At 65.4% G+C, this 14,788-nt stretch carries 13 protein-coding genes; 10 read left to right on the forward strand and 3 right to left on the reverse strand.

What is annotated here, in order from left to right; genetic code table 11:
- Positions 1-74: 74 nt before the first annotated feature.
- The 6 genes from AWB74_RS00555 to AWB74_RS00585 all read left to right on the forward strand — a co-directional run bounded on the left by AWB74_RS00555 (position 75) and on the right by AWB74_RS00585 (position 6,487).
- Positions 75-962 (forward strand): NAD-dependent epimerase/dehydratase family protein, encoded by an 888-nt coding sequence (locus tag AWB74_RS00555; protein ID WP_061144841.1) that lies wholly within the window; start codon positions 75-77, stop codon positions 960-962.
- Between the two features lie 70 nt (positions 963-1,032).
- The gene (locus tag AWB74_RS00560) at positions 1,033-2,751 is read left to right on the forward strand and encodes a SulP family inorganic anion transporter (RefSeq protein WP_061144842.1); all 1,719 of its coding nucleotides are present in this window, start codon (positions 1,033-1,035) and stop codon (positions 2,749-2,751) included.
- A 148-nt stretch (positions 2,752-2,899) separates the two neighbouring features.
- Positions 2,900-3,727 (forward strand): shikimate dehydrogenase family protein, encoded by an 828-nt coding sequence (locus tag AWB74_RS00565; RefSeq protein ID WP_061145226.1) that lies wholly within the window; start codon positions 2,900-2,902, stop codon positions 3,725-3,727.
- Between the two features lie 314 nt (positions 3,728-4,041).
- Complete coding sequence (locus AWB74_RS00570) at positions 4,042-4,506, forward strand: hypothetical protein (RefSeq protein ID WP_061144843.1); 465 nt, start codon at positions 4,042-4,044, stop codon at positions 4,504-4,506.
- Between the two features lie 546 nt (positions 4,507-5,052).
- Positions 5,053-5,928, forward strand: a complete 876-nt coding sequence (locus AWB74_RS00580) for an alpha/beta fold hydrolase (protein ID WP_061145227.1) — start codon at positions 5,053-5,055, stop codon at positions 5,926-5,928.
- 88 nt (positions 5,929-6,016) lie between these two features.
- Positions 6,017-6,487, forward strand: a complete 471-nt coding sequence (locus AWB74_RS00585) for a hypothetical protein (RefSeq protein WP_061145228.1) — start codon at positions 6,017-6,019, stop codon at positions 6,485-6,487.
- Between the two features lie 2 nt (positions 6,488-6,489).
- Here the strand turns inward: AWB74_RS00585 and AWB74_RS00590 are convergent, their stop codons facing one another.
- Together AWB74_RS00590 and AWB74_RS00595 are read right to left on the reverse strand one after the other, a co-directional pair.
- The gene (locus AWB74_RS00590) at positions 6,490-7,818 is read right to left on the reverse strand and encodes an MFS transporter (protein WP_061144844.1); all 1,329 of its coding nucleotides are present in this window, start codon (positions 7,816-7,818) and stop codon (positions 6,490-6,492) included.
- A gap of 107 nt (positions 7,819-7,925) precedes the next feature.
- Positions 7,926-8,885, reverse strand: coding sequence for an MBL fold metallo-hydrolase (locus tag AWB74_RS00595; RefSeq protein ID WP_061144845.1), 960 nt, complete (start codon positions 8,883-8,885; stop codon positions 7,926-7,928).
- A 181-nt stretch (positions 8,886-9,066) separates the two neighbouring features.
- Between AWB74_RS00595 and AWB74_RS48355 the strand changes: the two genes are divergently transcribed.
- Both AWB74_RS48355 and AWB74_RS48360 read left to right on the forward strand, forming a co-directional pair.
- Positions 9,067-9,825 carry an IclR family transcriptional regulator gene (locus AWB74_RS48355; RefSeq protein ID WP_061144846.1) on the forward strand — a complete coding sequence of 253 codons (759 nt, stop codon included), beginning with the start codon at positions 9,067-9,069 and terminating at the stop codon, positions 9,823-9,825.
- A complete protein-coding gene (locus AWB74_RS48360) occupies positions 9,822-10,604 on the forward strand; it encodes an IclR family transcriptional regulator (RefSeq protein ID WP_061144847.1) in 783 nt (260 codons plus the stop codon). The genes AWB74_RS48355 and AWB74_RS48360 overlap by 4 nt, the downstream gene beginning before the upstream one ends.
- Here the strand turns inward: AWB74_RS48360 and pdxY are convergent.
- On the reverse strand, positions 10,601-11,482 hold the full coding sequence (gene pdxY, locus AWB74_RS00610) for a pyridoxal kinase PdxY (RefSeq protein WP_061145229.1): 882 nt from the start codon (positions 11,480-11,482) through the stop codon (positions 10,601-10,603). The genes AWB74_RS48360 and pdxY overlap by 4 nt on opposite strands.
- A 520-nt stretch (positions 11,483-12,002) precedes the next feature.
- Between pdxY and glgC the strand changes: the two genes are divergently transcribed.
- Entirely contained in the window at positions 12,003-13,274 is a 1,272-nt protein-coding gene (gene glgC / locus AWB74_RS00615; RefSeq protein ID WP_061144848.1) for a glucose-1-phosphate adenylyltransferase, read from the forward strand.
- 38 nt (positions 13,275-13,312) lie between these two features.
- Entirely contained in the window at positions 13,313-14,779 is a 1,467-nt protein-coding gene (glgA, locus tag AWB74_RS00620) for a glycogen synthase GlgA (protein WP_061144849.1), read from the forward strand.
- Positions 14,780-14,788 lie beyond the last annotated feature (9 nt).

Below are 14,788 nucleotides of genomic sequence, written 5' to 3' on the forward strand. Positions count from 1 at the left end.
TTGATATTGGAATACTATTCCACAAACGCGACGCAAGCCAAGTTCTTTTTTGAGACGACGATGGAGGAAGCGGTATGAGAGTGCTGGTGACAGGCGGAAGCGGTTTTCTGGCGGCATGGGTGATGCGGCGGCTGCTTGCGCGCGGCATGCAGGTGCGCGCCTTCGACGTGCGCGAAGATGCGCGACTCCTGCGCGCGCTCGCGCCGGATCAAGCCGATGACGTGCAATGGCGGACCGGCGATATCGCCGAAGCGCGCGATGTCGCGGCCGCGCTCGACGGCTGCGACGCCGTCATCCATCTCGCGGGCGTGCTCACGCCGGCGTGTTCGGCCGATCCGGTGCGCGGCGCGCGCATCAACCTGATCGGCACGCTCAACGTGTTCGATGCGGCCATCGCGTGCGGCATCGGCTCGGTGCTGTATGCGAGCAGCGCGGGCGTCTTCGGTCCCGACGATGGCGCCACGCCCTTTCCGATGACGCATTACGGCGCGTTCAAGCTCGCGTGCGAAGGCTCGGCGCGCGCGTACTGGCACGATCGGCGTATCGCGAGCGTTGGCTTTCGGCCGCTGGTGATCTACGGCGCGGGACGCGAAACGGGATCGAGCGCCGGTCCGAGCCTGGCCTGCCGCGCGGCCGCACGCGGCGAGCCGTACACGATTCCCTTCACCGGCGTGACGGGCCTCGTCTACGCCGATGACGTCGCCGCCGCCTACGAACTCGCGCTCGCAAGCAAGTTCGACGGCGCGCACGTGTTCACCCTCGCCGGCGATATCACGCCGATGGAAAGCGTCATCGCGCAATTGAAAGCGATCGCGCCGGACGCGCATATCGACGCGGCGGGCGCGCCGCTGCCCATCGCGACATCGTTTCCCGACGATCCGGCGCTCGCCCGATTACTGCCGGATCTGCCGCGCACACCGCTCGCCGATGGATTGCAGCAAACCGTGGATTTTTACCGGTAGAGCAAACGGCGTCTTGGCACCGCTCGTTCATTGGGGCACGATTCGCTTCTTCAGGAACAGGGTGTCAAGCATGCACGATCCGACTCGAAGCCCGGCGGCGGGCGCACGATTTCTCAAAGGGATACTCCCGCTCAACCGGGCCGCCGCGTTGCGCGACGCGCTCGCCGGTATCTCGCTCGCGTCGATGGACGTTCCGCAGGTGCTCGGTTACGCGCGCATCGCCGGCATGCCCGCGGTGACGGGCCTCTACACCGCGTTCCTGCCGCTCATCGCGTTCGCGCTGTTCGGCGCGTCGCGGCATCTCGTGGTGGCCGCCGACTCCGCGACGGCAACGATCTTTGCGAGCAAGCTCTCGTCGATGGCCGCGATGAGCAGCCCCGAATACGTCGCGCTCGCGGGCATGGTCGCGCTGGAGACGGCCGCGCTGCTCTTGCTCGCGCGTCTCTTCAAGCTCGGTTTTCTCGCCGATTTTCTGTCGCGCACGGTGCTCGTCGGCTTTCTGGCGGGCGTGGGCATTCAGGTGTCGATCGCCATGTTGGGCGATCTCAGCGGCATGACCGTGCCGTATCCGTCGTCGCGCAGCCTGGCGCAGCTCGCGTATGTCGTCAGTCACGCGATGCACGCTCACGGTCCGACGCTCGCGCTCGCGCTCGTCGTGGTCGTCGCGATTCTCGGCTGCAAGCGCGTGGCGCCGCGCCTGCCGGTCGCGCTCATCGCGGTGATCGGCAGCATCGCCGCGAGCAAGGCGTTCGACTTCGCCGCACACGGCATCGCGGTGCTCGGCGAGGTCGACGGCGGTTTGCCCCCGCTGCGCTTTCCCGCTGTTACCTGGCAGCAATGTCTCGAACTGATGCCCGTGGCGGCGTCGTGCTTCGTGATGATCATCGCCCAAAGCGCCGCGGCGGCACGCGTGTTCGCGCAGCAGTATCGAGAAGAAGTCGATACCAACAGCGATATCCTCGGCCTCGCGGCGGCGAACGCGGCGGCGGCGCTCTCCGGCACGTTCGTCGTCAACGGCAGCCCGACGCAGACCGCGATGGCCGAGCGCGCGGGCACGCGCAGCCAGTTCGGACAGATCGTCTTCGCGGCGGTCGTCGCGATCGTGCTGCTTTTCCTGAGCGGCTATTTGCGCTATCTGCCGCATTGCGTGCTGGCGGGCATCGTGTTCACCATCGCGATTGGCCTCGTCAATGTGCAAAGCCTGAGGGACATCCGCGCCGAAAGCCCGGGCGAGTTCGCGCTCGCGCTCATCACGGCGGGCGCGGTGGTGCTGGTGGGCGTCGAGCATGGCATCCTGCTCGCGGTCGCGCTGTCGCTGATGCGGCACGTGCGCCACAGCTATCATCCACACACGATGGTCCTCACGCCCGTCGCGCCGGGCAAACCCTGGCAGTTCATGCCGACGACGCCAGGCGCGATGACCGCGCCGAACCTGATCGTCTACCGCTTCGGCGCCGACCTCTTCTACGCCAACGATCACTTTTTCGCGGCGGAAGTGACGCAGCTCGTCGATAGCGCGTCGGAGGATGTGCGCCACGTGATCGTCGATGCCGGCGCAATCACCGATCTCGATTACTCCGCCGCCCGCACGATCGGCGAGCTGATCGAAACGCTGCGCGGGCGCGGCGTCGCGGTGCTGTTCGGGCGCGTGAATCGCTTCCTGCGCAACGACATGGACCGGCATGGACTGACGCTGGTGCTTGGCGCGTCGAACGTGTTCGAGACGCTGCACGAGGCGCTCGCGGCAGCCGGAGTCAACCCGGGCATGACTGAGCCGGAAACGCTATAGACGCTTTTGGTGGACGCCGTCTGCCGCGGCGAGAAAATCACCGACGGTTAGTTGCCTCCAATTGAATGTTCGAATTTGTTGAATGCTATTCCATTTTCAACTAGCATTCAGGGAGATGAATTTTTTCGGTCAGGAGGCAAACGAGACAATGGCGCAGGACACAAATTTTTCCGCATCGCTCGATGCGGGCTTGAGCGGCGCGACGCGCGTGTATTTCATCGTCGGCGATCCGATCGCGCAGGTGCGTTCGCCTTCCGGCGTCACGGCGGCGCTGCGCGCGGCGGGCCGCGACGCGATCGTGATTCCGGCGCACGTCGCGCCCGACGACCTCGACACATTTTTTGCGGGCGTCGCGCGGCTGCAGAACTGCGACGGCGTGATCATCACGGTGCCGCACAAGTTCAGCGCGACGAAGTATTGCAAGTCGCTGACCGACGAAGGCGCGTTCCTCGGCGCGGTCAACATGCTCAAACGCAACGCGGACGCGACGTGGCACGGCGGCGCATCGGACGGCATCGGCATGGTCGCGGCCTTGCGCGACGCCGGCTGCGAGCCCAGGGCCCAACGCGCGCTCCTGATCGGCGCGGGCGGCGCGGGCTCGGCGATCGGTCATGCGCTCGTCGATGCAGGCGTCGCGTCGCTCGCGATCCGCGATTTCGACGCCGCGCGCACCGGCGCCCTCGCCTCGCGGCTCGCCGCGCTGGGCCGCGGCGCGGTGCACGTCGCCGACGATGCCCCCGCGGAAAGCTACGACCTCATCGTGAACGCGTCTCCGGCGGGGATGCGCCCCGGCGATCCGTTGCCGATCGACGTCTCCCGCCTGCCTCCGACAACGTTCGTCGGCGATGTCGTGACCAAGCCGCCGCTCACGCCCTTCATCGAAGCGGCCCGCGCGCGCGGCTGCACGACGGTCACGGGCACGCAGATGTTCGGCCGCGTCTGCGATGCGATCGTCGCTTATCTGCTGAAGGACTGACGAGACGACGCGCTTATCTGCTGAAGGACTGAAGAACCGACGAGACGACGCGATTCAAACCCAGCGAATCGGAGCAATCTGGTTCAATCGCCGCGCGTATTCGTTCAACATTTCGGGCGCGCATTCGCGTCCCTCGCGAAGCGCGCCGGCCTTCCGGTTTCGAAGCGTATCGCCGAAGAACGCCGCCCCTTCAGGGCGGCGTTTTTTTCGGGACGCTTCCGGCCGTGCCGGCGTGAGCGTGCGATTCAGTCCGAGGCTCGCGCACTTGCTTCGAGGGTCAATGAAACGCGTGCAGGCGCACGCAAGAGGCTGGAATGAAATCGAATCAAACAGTATTTCGACGCGCGGCGCGAGCAGGCTTCGCGGTCATCGCATTCGCCGTGCTCGCCGCATGCGTGAGCGGACCGGGCGCATCGGCGCCGATGCCGGCGGACAGCACGCTCGCGGTCGGCCGCATCGTCGGCAAGCAGTATCTGACGACGGTTGCGACGAGCACCGCGTCGTCGTCCGGTCCGACGCTGGGCGTGGGCGGCGGCGGCATCGGCGGGAACGGATGGAGCGGCGCGGGCGCTGGCGCGGGTCTGAGCTTCGATCTGACGAGCCTGTTCCAGAAGAGCCCCGAGCAGACGGCGAAGGTCTACCGCTACAGCGTGCAGATGAAAGACGGCTCGAAGCGTGAGATCGACAGCATGCTCGATCTCTCCGACGGAGCGTGCGTGACGACCATCGATTCGAGCCAGCCCGGCTATCCGAGACTGGCCAGCGCCGACGCCTGCTGATCCTGCGTCGCGGCGCGAGCGGCGAGCCGCCCGGACAGCGCCGCGGCGACGCGCTCCACCACGGGCGCCCAGTCGCCCGGCGCGCGCTGCCGAACGAGCCGCACCGAGTCGTACTACGGCTGCGTCTCGCCTTCTCCCCAACCCCAGTGAGACGCGCGATCGTGCTGCGAACGATGTTTGAAACGTCCGCTGAGTCTATCTCGCTCCCGCAGATCAAAACCACAGGTCAACGCGCGACTAATCTTAATCTCGGATGCCTAGCCTCGATTCATTCGCATTCCGTTTCATCCGTTACGTCGATGCTGAAACGCAGAAATTCGAATCGGCGATTGAGCGCAGCCTGAGGCTTTGCCATACTGAACCCGTATGCCCTGTCTCCTCACGCGTCCCCTCTCAATTGCAGAGCCCACACCGGACGCGCACTCGCCGCCCTCTTTCGGGCGGCGTTTTTTTTTGCGCGCGCGGCCTATTACCTTCGACGTAATTGTCCGTCCCGCTTTCTCCTGCGACGATTCGATCACACTGTTCATCGACAAGGAGACGGACATGCCCGCGAATCGAGATCGAGTCCATGCTGCCATCGCCCGGCCGGGCTTCATCGCAACGAACGAGGGCGTCGAACTGTTTTACCGCGACTGGCAGCCGGAAGGCGCGGCTGGCAACGGCAAGACGATCGTCTTCGTTCCGAGCTATTCGTTGCCGGGCGACATGTGGGCTTATCAGATGCTACCGCTCGCGCGCCAGGGCTTTCGCTGCATCGCGTATGACCGGCGCGGCCACGGACGTTCCAGCGATCCAGGCGGCGGCTACGACTACGACACGCTCGCGGACGACCTCGCCGGCGTCATCGAGGCGCTCGATCTTTCCGACATCACGCTCGTCGGCTACTCGATGGGCGGCGCGGAAGCGGTGCGCTATCTGACGCGTCACGGCAGCGCACGCGTCGCGCGCCTCGCGCTGATCGCATCGACCCTGCCGATGCTCGCGAAGACGCCTGACAATCCCGATGGCATCGACCGCGCCTATGCCGATGCCTTCCAGCACGACCTGATGACCGATTATCCGCAGTGGCTCGCCGACAATGCGCGGCCGTTCGCGGGACCGGACGCATCGCAGGCCATGATCGACTGGATTCGCGAGATGGCGTTGCGCACATCGCATCAGGCGCTTTTCGCCTGCAACGAAACGGTGAATCGCGGCGATTTCCGCGACGAGTTACGCGATATCGATGTGCCGACGCTCATCGTGCAGGGCGATGCAGACGTGTCGAATCCGCTGGAACTGACCTCGCAACGCACGGCGCGGCTGATTCCGAACGCGCGGCTCGTCGTCTACGAAGGTGCGCCGCACGGCATCTTTCTGAGCGATGCGGCACGGCTGACGACGGACATTGCCGCTTTCGCGTCGGCGTTTGTCGGATAAGCGCTGAGTCCTGACGCGTATGAGAACACTCATAACAATAGACTCTGCAAGAATGCCGGCATCATCGCACTGCGAATCGGAGCTCACGATGATCTTCCATGCCTCCATTCCCGCCAACGATCCGAAGCACGTCGCCCAGGTGCTCGCGGAACTGTGGGGCGGTTTCGCCGCGCCCTTCTCGCCGTTTCCCGACGCGTGGATGGCCGTCGCGGGCGACGATCGCGGCAGCATCATCGAGGTGTATCCGAGCGATCAGGTGATCACGCCGGGCGGCGCTCACGAGGACAGCGTGAGCTACGGCGCCGGCGCGTTCAAGCGCCCGCAGTACAGCGCATTCCATATGGCGATTGCGACGAAGCTCGCCGCCGAAGACGTCATCGCGATCGGCGAGCGCGAAGGCTGGCGCGCGGTGCGCCGCACGCGCGGCAACAACTTCTTCGACGTGATCGAATTCTGGATCGAGAACTCGACGATGCTCGAATTCCTCACGCCCGAGATGCAGGCCCAATATCTCGCCTTCGCGACGCCTGAAAACTTCAAGGCGATGGCCGCGGGCTGAATTCAGGCGCGACGCCGCAATCCGAAGAACAGCGCGGCGCCGCTCGCAAAAAGCAGCAGGGAAAGCAGATGCACGGCGATATCCATGCTGCCCGTCGCGGTGCGGATCTGGCCGATCACCCACGGACTCACGATCCCGCTCGTGATGCCGATACTGCTGATGAACGCGATGCCCGCCGCCGCGCTCTTGCCCGGCAGATGGCTCGCGGGCACGGCCCAGAATATCGGCAGCGCGGCGAAGATCAGCGTCGTGGCGAGCGAGAGAATCGCGAGCATCAGCGGAAAGCTCGGCAAATGCAGCGTGAGCGCCGCGAACGCGATGCCGCCGCCAATCGTGCAGCACACGAAGTGTTTGCGCCGCTCGCCTGCACGATCCGAATGACGCGCGATCAGAATCAGTCCCACCGCGCCGATCGCGTTCGGCACGACGGTGTAGAGGCTCACGGACATCACATCGGTGATGCCGAAATCGCGGATCATCAGCGGCATCCAGAAGCTCAGCGTCAGCGATGCGCACGTCAGCGAAAAATAGATGAACGCGAAGAGATAGACGCGCGGGTTGCGCAGCGCATCGAAGAAGCCGCGGCGATCGTGCGCCTCGGCGCTGCCGGAGGTTTCGGCGCACAGCACCGCGAGCCGGTCCTGTTGCGCTTGCGTGAGCCAGTGCGCATCGCGCGGCGTATCCACGAGCAAACGCAGCGCGATCAGGCCGAGCAGGACCGCCGGCGCGCCTTCGATCGCGAACATCCATTGCCAGCCGTGCAGCCCCATGACGCCCGCCATGTCGCGCATGATCCAGCCGGACACCAGTCCGCCGAACACGCCCGCTACCGCGACGCCCGCGAAGAATACCGACATCACGCCGGCGCGCCGTTTGGCCGGAAACCAGTAGGTCAGATACAGCACGATGCCCGGAAAGAAGCCCGCCTCGAACACGCCGAGCATGAAACGCAGCAGATAGAAATGACCGGGCGTCGAGACGAACATCATGCCGACGGACGCCGCGCCCCACAGCAGCATGATGCGCGTGAACGTGCGACGCGCGCCGAACTTCGCGAGCAGCAGATTGCTCGGCACTTCGAAGAGCACGTAGCCGACGTAAAAGACGGCCGCGCCGAGACCGTACATCGCATCCGAGAAGCCGAGATCGTGCTTCATCTGCAACTGCGCGAAGCCGATATTGATGCGGTCCAGAAACGAGACCACGTAGCACAGGAAGAGAAACGGGATGATGCGCCATGCGACTTTGCGGAACAGCGCATCGTCCGACAGGGCGTGCGCTTCCCCGGCGGCGCTCGGACTGAGCGCCGCCGTAACGATCGACTTCGACATGTCTCGCTCCAGATGGGCGTGTTTGGGCCGGCGTCTTGAACGCGCCTGTTGAGCCTTTAGGGGGAATGCGGCGCGCTTTCGCTAAAGCGCGCCGCGAGAGTAGAACGTCAGTCCTGCAGGGCGGCCCACATGTCCTTGTCGCGCTGCGCCGTCCAGATGCGCGGATGCTTGATGCCGCTCGCTTCGTCGTACGCGCGCGAGACGTCGAACGGCAGGCAGTGCTCGTAGATGAAGACGTGGCCGAACTTCGGGTCCATCGACTTGCGCGTAAGCGCCATCGAGCCCTTCAGATCGAGCTTGTCGGCGACGGCGTCGCGGCCCGCCTGCAGCAGCGTCGTCACGAAGTCCTTCGTGTAGTCGAGGCCCTTGTCCACTTCGGCCGGCGACAGCAGCGCGGGGCCGCGCCCCGGCACGAGCTTTTCCGCCTTCAGTGCGCGCAGCGCTTCGAGCGTCGCGGGCCATTCTTCGAGCTGCGCGTCGCCGCAATAGCAGGCGGCGTCGTATTCGACCAGATCGCCCGAGAACAGCACTTTCTGCGACGGCAGCCAGACGACCGTGTCGCCCTTCGTGTGGCCCGCGCCGAGATGCGCGATCTTCACTTCGAGCTTGCCGAGCCACAGCGTGATTTCCTTCTCGAAAACGAGCGTCGGCCACGTGAGGCCCGGCACCGTCTCGACGCCCGCGAACAGGCGCGGAAAGCGCTCGATCTCCGATTTCATGTCCTGCTCGCCGCGCTCGACGATCATTTCATACGTGCCGCGGCTCGCGATGACCTGCTGCGCACCTTCCTCGAAATACGCCGACGCGCCGAGCACGCGCACCGCGTGGTAATGCGACAGCACGACGTATTTGATCGGCTTGTCGGTGACGCTGCGGATTTTCGCGATGAGGTCTTGCGCCATCGCGGGCGTCGCGGTCGTATCGACGATCAGCACGCCGTCGTCGCCGATGATGACGCCCGAGTTCGGATCGCCCTCCGCCGTGTAGGCGTAAGCGTTTTCGGAGAGTTGCGTGAAGGTGATCTTCTTTTCTTCCAGATCGGCCTGCGATGCAAAAGCCTTTGCCATGATCGTGTCTCGCTTCCATTCTCGTGGGGATGAGTGGATGATCGGCGCGCCGCTGATTTTTGTCAACAGCAAGCGTATTTGCTATTTGCAAATTACGGGTAAATACTGAATCGCTGCATCGGATGAATGCGGCTCGGCTAACATCTGCCATTCGTTCACTTTCATCGATTGCGGAGTGCGCTTGGGTCTTTCCGAAACCGGCGAGGAAAAAAAACAGCGCGGCGTTCAGAGCGTCGAGGTCGGCGCGCGTCTGCTCGCAGCGCTCGCCGCGCGTCGCGAGCCGCTTGCGTTGAGCGCGCTCGCCGAAGCCGCGGAGCTGTCGAGCGCGCAGGCGCATACCTACCTCGTCAGCCTGACGCGCCTCGGGCTCGTCAAACGCGACGCGCTCACCGGCAATTACGAGCCGGGCCCGCTTTCGCTGCGGCTCGGACTGTTGAATCTGGAACATCAGCCGGCGTATCGTGCGGCCGCACCGCGCGTGTCGGCGCTGGCGCTCGCGACGGGCATGAGCGTCGCGGTCAGCGTGGCCGGCCCACAGGGACCGACGATCGTGCGCTACGAACGCGGCGGCTATCCGCTGCATGTGAATCTGCATGTCGGCACGGTGATGTCGCTTTCGTCGACGTCGACGGGACGTATATTCCGCGCCTTCGACGACGAAACCCGCGTCGCCGCGATGCTCGCGCATCAGCAGGAAACCGATGCGCCCGGCACGGACGCGCGCATCGGCGAAATCCGCGCGCGCGGCATCGAACGCAGCGTCGATGCGCCGAGCCCCGGCGTCAGCAGCATGAGCGTGCCGGTGTTCGACGGCAGCGCGCGCATGCAGCTCGCGCTGACGGCGATCGGACCGACCGGCCTCGCCGACGTCGACTGGGACGGCGCGCTCGCCCGTGCGTTGAAAGACGCCGCACGCGACATCACAGAACGGCTTTCATGACGATATTCGAAGAAGACGCGCGGCCGCAGCGCGGCATCAACGCGCTCGACGCAACGGGCGATCTCTTGCGCGCGCTGGTCGCGGCAGGCGAGCCGCTCACGTTGCGCGATCTCGCCGCCGCGGCCGGCATGCCGCCGGCGAAGGCGTTCGCGCATCTGGTGAGTCTGGTGAAAGTCGGGCTCCTCGCGCGCGACGACGCCGGGCTTTTTCATGCGGGGCCGTTGAGCCGCGAACTCGGGCTGATCGCGTTGCAGCGCCTCTCGCCGATCCGCGACGCCGAAGCCGAGATCGTCGCGCTCGCCGCGAGCACGTCGATGACGGTCGCCGCCGCCGCGCTCGGCCCGCTCGGCCCGACCGTGATCCGGCTGGAGGAATCGGCGCGGCCGCAGCACGTGAGCTTGCGCATCGGAACGGTGATGTCGCTCGTCAATACGGCGATCGGACGCGTATATGCCGCGCATCTTCCCGCCGACATGCTCGCGAGCCTGATGCAGCAGGACGGCATCCGTCTCGCCGGAACGGAAGGCGCGCAACCGGACGCTGCGCGCTTCGATGACATCAGGAAACGCGGCCTCGACACCGCGCTCGGTGCGCCGGTGCCCGGCATCCACACGCTCGCCGCGCCGGTGTTCGATCACACGGGCAGCGTGTGCCTCGTGATCGCGCTGATCGGTTCGGCGGGCGGTTTCGACAGCGCCGCGGATGGCCCGCTCGCGCATGCGCTCCTGGCCGCGACGCGCCGCTTGTCCTGGCGCTTCGGCCTGATGGAAGAAAGCTAGACGCCCCTGACGGTTTCCGTGCCGGTCACGCGAATCGCAGGGAAGCGGTCGGTCGGCTTCGCGATTTCATCCTGCGACGCGACGATCTCCAGCTCGTAACGCCCCGCCTCGTAAGTCGCCTTGACGACGGCATTGACCGCCGCGAGCGTGTGTTCGAGCGCGTTGCGCAATGAATCGCCGTGCAGCGTGCGCGCGACGAACACCGCGCTCGTCAGATCGCCGACGCCCACCGGCTGCCGCGCGAACGGATATAGCGGACGCTGCGCGAACCACGCTTCCGTCGGCGTGACGGCGAGCATGTTGAAGGTGTCGGCGCGGCTGTTGCGATCGAGCAGATGTTTCACCAGCACGGTGCGCGGACCGCGCGCGATGACTTCGCGGCACGCATCGACGGCTTCTTCCACGGTTTCGATCGTGCGCCCGACGAGCTTCTCCAGTTCGACGTGGTTGGGCATCATCGCGTCGGCGATTGTGGGCATCGTCGTGACGAGGAAATCCTCGACGCCTGCGGCGACGGTGCAGCCGCCCGTCTGGCCCATGACCGGATCGCAGAAATAGAGCGCGCGCGGATTCACCGCCTTCACCATCTTCACGATCTCGACGACCGCGCGGCCCTGCTCCGGCGCACCCATATAGCCCGACAGCACTGCGTTGCAGCGCGCGAGCACGCCGATCGCGCCGATGCCCTCGATCACGTTCTGAAGCTCGTCGGCGTCGAACGCACTGCCGGTCCAGCGTCCATATTGCGTGTGATTGGAGAATTGCACGGTGTTGAGCGGCCAGACGTTGACGCCGAGACGCCGCATCGGAAAGACCGCCGCGCTGTTGCCCGCATGGCCGAACACCACATGCGATTGAATGCTCAGGACGTTGTTCATGTTCTGCTTTCCCGATTGATCGTGTCCGGTCAGGTGAAACGTTTGGCGTGCCGGGTGTCGTGCAGCGCAGCGCGACAGCGGCTTCAGAAAGAACGCCCGTGCGCGCGGCTTCCAAGCAAGTACGGGCATTGCATGCATCGTATTGTGCCGTGCCTCGACGCACTGCGGCATGGCGTCGCCCGTTATAAATTGCGCGGGCGCGTTTTGTCGAGCGGCGCGATCGATCAGAAGCCCAAACGGTCGCGCGCCCGCAACACCATCACCGTTCCGGACCATCTCCACAGCACGCCCGTGCGCGTTCGGCACACGCTTTGCTCCCAAGGCGCGGGATAAACCGCATGCAGCATTCAGCGAAAAAATCGCGTAACTCCAGCACACGAATCCGAACGCGCGCCGGATAATGCTGCAACGGCGAACACGCGCGGCCAGCATCGGCACGCGCAGTGACGACATCGAAAAGCATACGAGGACGAACACACGGCAAGACATCAATAGTCGCAGGTCAAATCAGGAGGCTGACATGGAGACGCTGTCTAAGAATCGCACCGATTTGCAGAAGTCGACCCTCGCAATCGTTCTCGCCGGCGGGCGCGGCACGCGTCTCGGGCCGCTCACCGACAAGCGGGTGAAGCCCGCCGTGCACTTCGGCGGCAAGTACCGCATCATCGACTTCGCGCTGTCCAACTGCCTCAATTCCGGCATCCGCCGCATCGCCGTCGTCACGCAATACAAGGCGCATTCGCTCATTCGCCATCTGCAGCGCGGCTGGGGTTTCCTGCGCGGCGAGTTCAACGAGTTCATCGATATCTGGCCGGCGCAGCAGCGCGTCGATTCGAGCTGGTATCGCGGCACCGCCGACGCCGTGTATCAGAACCTCGATATCGTCCGCTCGATCGGGCCGGAGTTCGTCATCGTGCTGGCGGGCGATCACATCTACAAGATGGACTACACGCGCATGGTGCTCGATCACGTCGAGAGCGGCGCGGACTGCACGGTCGGCTGCATCGAGGTGCCACGCATGGACGCGGTCGCGTTCGGCGTGATGCACGTCGATGAAAACCGCCGCGTCACCGATTTCCTCGAAAAGCCCGCCGATCCGCCCGCGATGCCCGGCAAGCCCGACGTCGCGCTCGCGAGCATGGGCATCTACGTGTTCAGCGCGAAGTATCTCTACGACATGCTGCAGGAGAACATCGAGACGTCGAACACGGATCACGACTTCGGCAAGGACATCATTCCGCGCGTCGTGACGACGGGCAAGGCGATCGCGCATCCGTTCGGCATGTCGTGCGTGACTTCCAGCAGCGATCCGGACGCGCCTGCGTACTGGCGCGACGTCGGCACCGTCGACGCCTACTGGGAAGCCAATCTCGACCTCGCCTCGACGATTCCCGAACTCGATCTGTACGACCGCAAATGGCCGATCTGGACGAATCAGGAGCAACTGCCGCCCGGCAAGTTCGTGCGCGACCTGAACGGCCAGCAAGGCGCAATCACGAATCTGCTCGTCTGCGGCGGCTGCGTGATCTCGGGATCGCAGGTGTCGAAGTCGGTGTTTTCGTCGGCAGTGCGGGTGCACTCGTTCTGTAACATCAATGAGGCAGTCTTGTTGCCTCAGGTGACGGTCGGGCCGAGTTGCCGCTTGCAGAAGGTCGTGATCGATCGCGGTTGCACGGTGCCCGAAGGCCTCGTGGTCGGCGAAGATCCGGACGACGACGCCGCGCGCTTCTTCCGCACGGATTCCGGCGTCACGCTCATCACACGCGACGCGCTGGCGCGGCTCTCGCGCTAGCCGAAGCGTCAACACGAACCGGATCGACAGGAGCGCCGATGACCGTTTGCGTGCTGCATGCCGCAGCAGAAATGTTTCCGCTGTTGAAGACCGGCGGCCTCGCCGATGTGGTCGGCGCGCTGCCGCCCGCGCAGTCGCAACTGGGCACGGATGCGCGCGTCGTGCTGCCTGGCTTTCCGGCCGTGCTCGCGGGGCTTGCGGATCTCGACCCCGTCGCCGATCTGGGCGGCGCGTTCGGCGCGGGCAACGTGCGGCTCGAGCGCGGCGTGCTGAAACCGCACGGCGTGACCGTGTACGTCGTGCGCGCGGATCAGTTCTATGATCGTCCGGGCAATCCGTATATGGATGCGGCCAATCATCCGTATGCCGATAACGACCGCCGTTTCGCACTGCTCGGCTGGACGGCAGCGCGCATCGCGACGGGCGCCGATCCGGCGTGGAAACCGCATATCGTGCACGCGCACGACTGGCACGCGGGGCTCGCGCCCGCGTATCTGCGCGCGTTCGAACGCAGCGGCGCGCCGCGCGTGGCGAGTGTAATGACGGTGCACAACCTCGCGTATCAGGGCACGTTTCCGGCGTCGGAATTCGGCGCGCTGCAGCTTCCGGGCGACTTCTACGCGATGGAAGGACTGGAGTTCTACGGCCACGTCTCCTTCCTGAAGGCGGGGCTCTACTACGCCGACCGCATTACGACCGTCAGCCCGACCTACGCCCGCGAGATCCAGACGCAGGCGCACGGCGCGGGCCTGCACGGCCTGTTGCAGACGCGCACACATGACATCACGGGCATTCTGAACGGCGTCGATTATTCGATCTGGAGCCCGTCGGTCGATGAATCCATCGCGTCGAAGTACACCGCGGCCAAGCCCGGCTCGGGCAAGTCGAAGTGCAAGGCGGCGCTGCAGGAGCGCATGGGCCTCGCGAAAGACGACGACGCCCTGCTCTTCGGCGTCGTCAGCCGTCTAACCGAGCAGAAGGGTCTCGATCTGCTGCTCTCGGCCGTGCCCGATATCGTGCAGCGCGGCGGCCAGCTCGTCGTCCTCGGCACCGGCGACCCGGCGCTCGAAACCGGCATGAAGAACGCAGCGGCGGCGCATCCGGGCGCGGTTGCGGTCGAGCTCGGCTTCGACGAGACGCTGTCGCATTCGATCATCGCGGGCAGCGATATCGTGATGGTGCCGTCGCGATTCGAGCCGTGCGGGCTCACGCAGCTCTACGCGCTCGCGTACGGCTCGCTGCCGCTCGTGCATCGCGTGGGCGGGCTCGCGGATACCGTCGCCGATGCCTCGCTCGAAAATCTCGCCGACGATCTCGCGACCGGCTTCGTCTTCGATACCTTCGACCGCACGGGCATCGTCGGTGCGATCCGGCGCGCGTTCGCCCTGAAGGCGCGGCGCACCGACTGGAAAGCGGTCGTCAAGCGCGCGATGGGCCAGAACTTCGGCTGGGAAGCGGCGGCGCTCGCGTACGCCGAGGTGTATCAGGGTTTGCTCGGCCCGTGAAAACAGCGG

This window comes from Caballeronia arvi, from assembly GCF_001544695.2.
Taxonomy (GTDB): Bacteria; Pseudomonadota; Gammaproteobacteria; order Burkholderiales; family Burkholderiaceae; genus Caballeronia; species Caballeronia arvi.

Bases quoted from the DNA above. Each gene is read 5' to 3' on its own strand.
- AWB74_RS00555 (WP_061144841.1), top strand. From the start codon at position 75: ATGAGAGTGCTGGTGACAGGCGGAAGCGGTTTTCTGGCGGCATGGGTG.
- AWB74_RS00585 (WP_061145228.1), top strand. From the start codon at position 6,017: ATGATCTTCCATGCCTCCATTCCCGCCAACGATCCGAAGCACGTCGCC.
- pdxY (WP_061145229.1), bottom strand. From the start codon at position 11,482: ATGAACAACGTCCTGAGCATTCAATCGCATGTGGTGTTCGGCCATGCG.
- glgA (WP_061144849.1), top strand. From the start codon at position 13,313: ATGACCGTTTGCGTGCTGCATGCCGCAGCAGAAATGTTTCCGCTGTTG.
- AWB74_RS00595 (WP_061144845.1), bottom strand. From the start codon at position 8,885: ATGGCAAAGGCTTTTGCATCGCAGGCCGATCTGGAAGAAAAGAAGATC.
- AWB74_RS48360 (WP_061144847.1), top strand. From the start codon at position 9,822: ATGACGATATTCGAAGAAGACGCGCGGCCGCAGCGCGGCATCAACGCG.
- glgC (WP_061144848.1), top strand. From the start codon at position 12,003: ATGGAGACGCTGTCTAAGAATCGCACCGATTTGCAGAAGTCGACCCTC.
- AWB74_RS00590 (WP_061144844.1), bottom strand. From the start codon at position 7,818: ATGTCGAAGTCGATCGTTACGGCGGCGCTCAGTCCGAGCGCCGCCGGG.
- AWB74_RS00560 (WP_061144842.1), top strand. From the start codon at position 1,033: ATGCACGATCCGACTCGAAGCCCGGCGGCGGGCGCACGATTTCTCAAA.
- AWB74_RS00570 (WP_061144843.1), top strand. From the start codon at position 4,042: ATGAAATCGAATCAAACAGTATTTCGACGCGCGGCGCGAGCAGGCTTC.
- AWB74_RS00565 (WP_061145226.1), top strand. From the start codon at position 2,900: ATGGCGCAGGACACAAATTTTTCCGCATCGCTCGATGCGGGCTTGAGC.
- AWB74_RS00580 (WP_061145227.1), top strand. From the start codon at position 5,053: ATGCCCGCGAATCGAGATCGAGTCCATGCTGCCATCGCCCGGCCGGGC.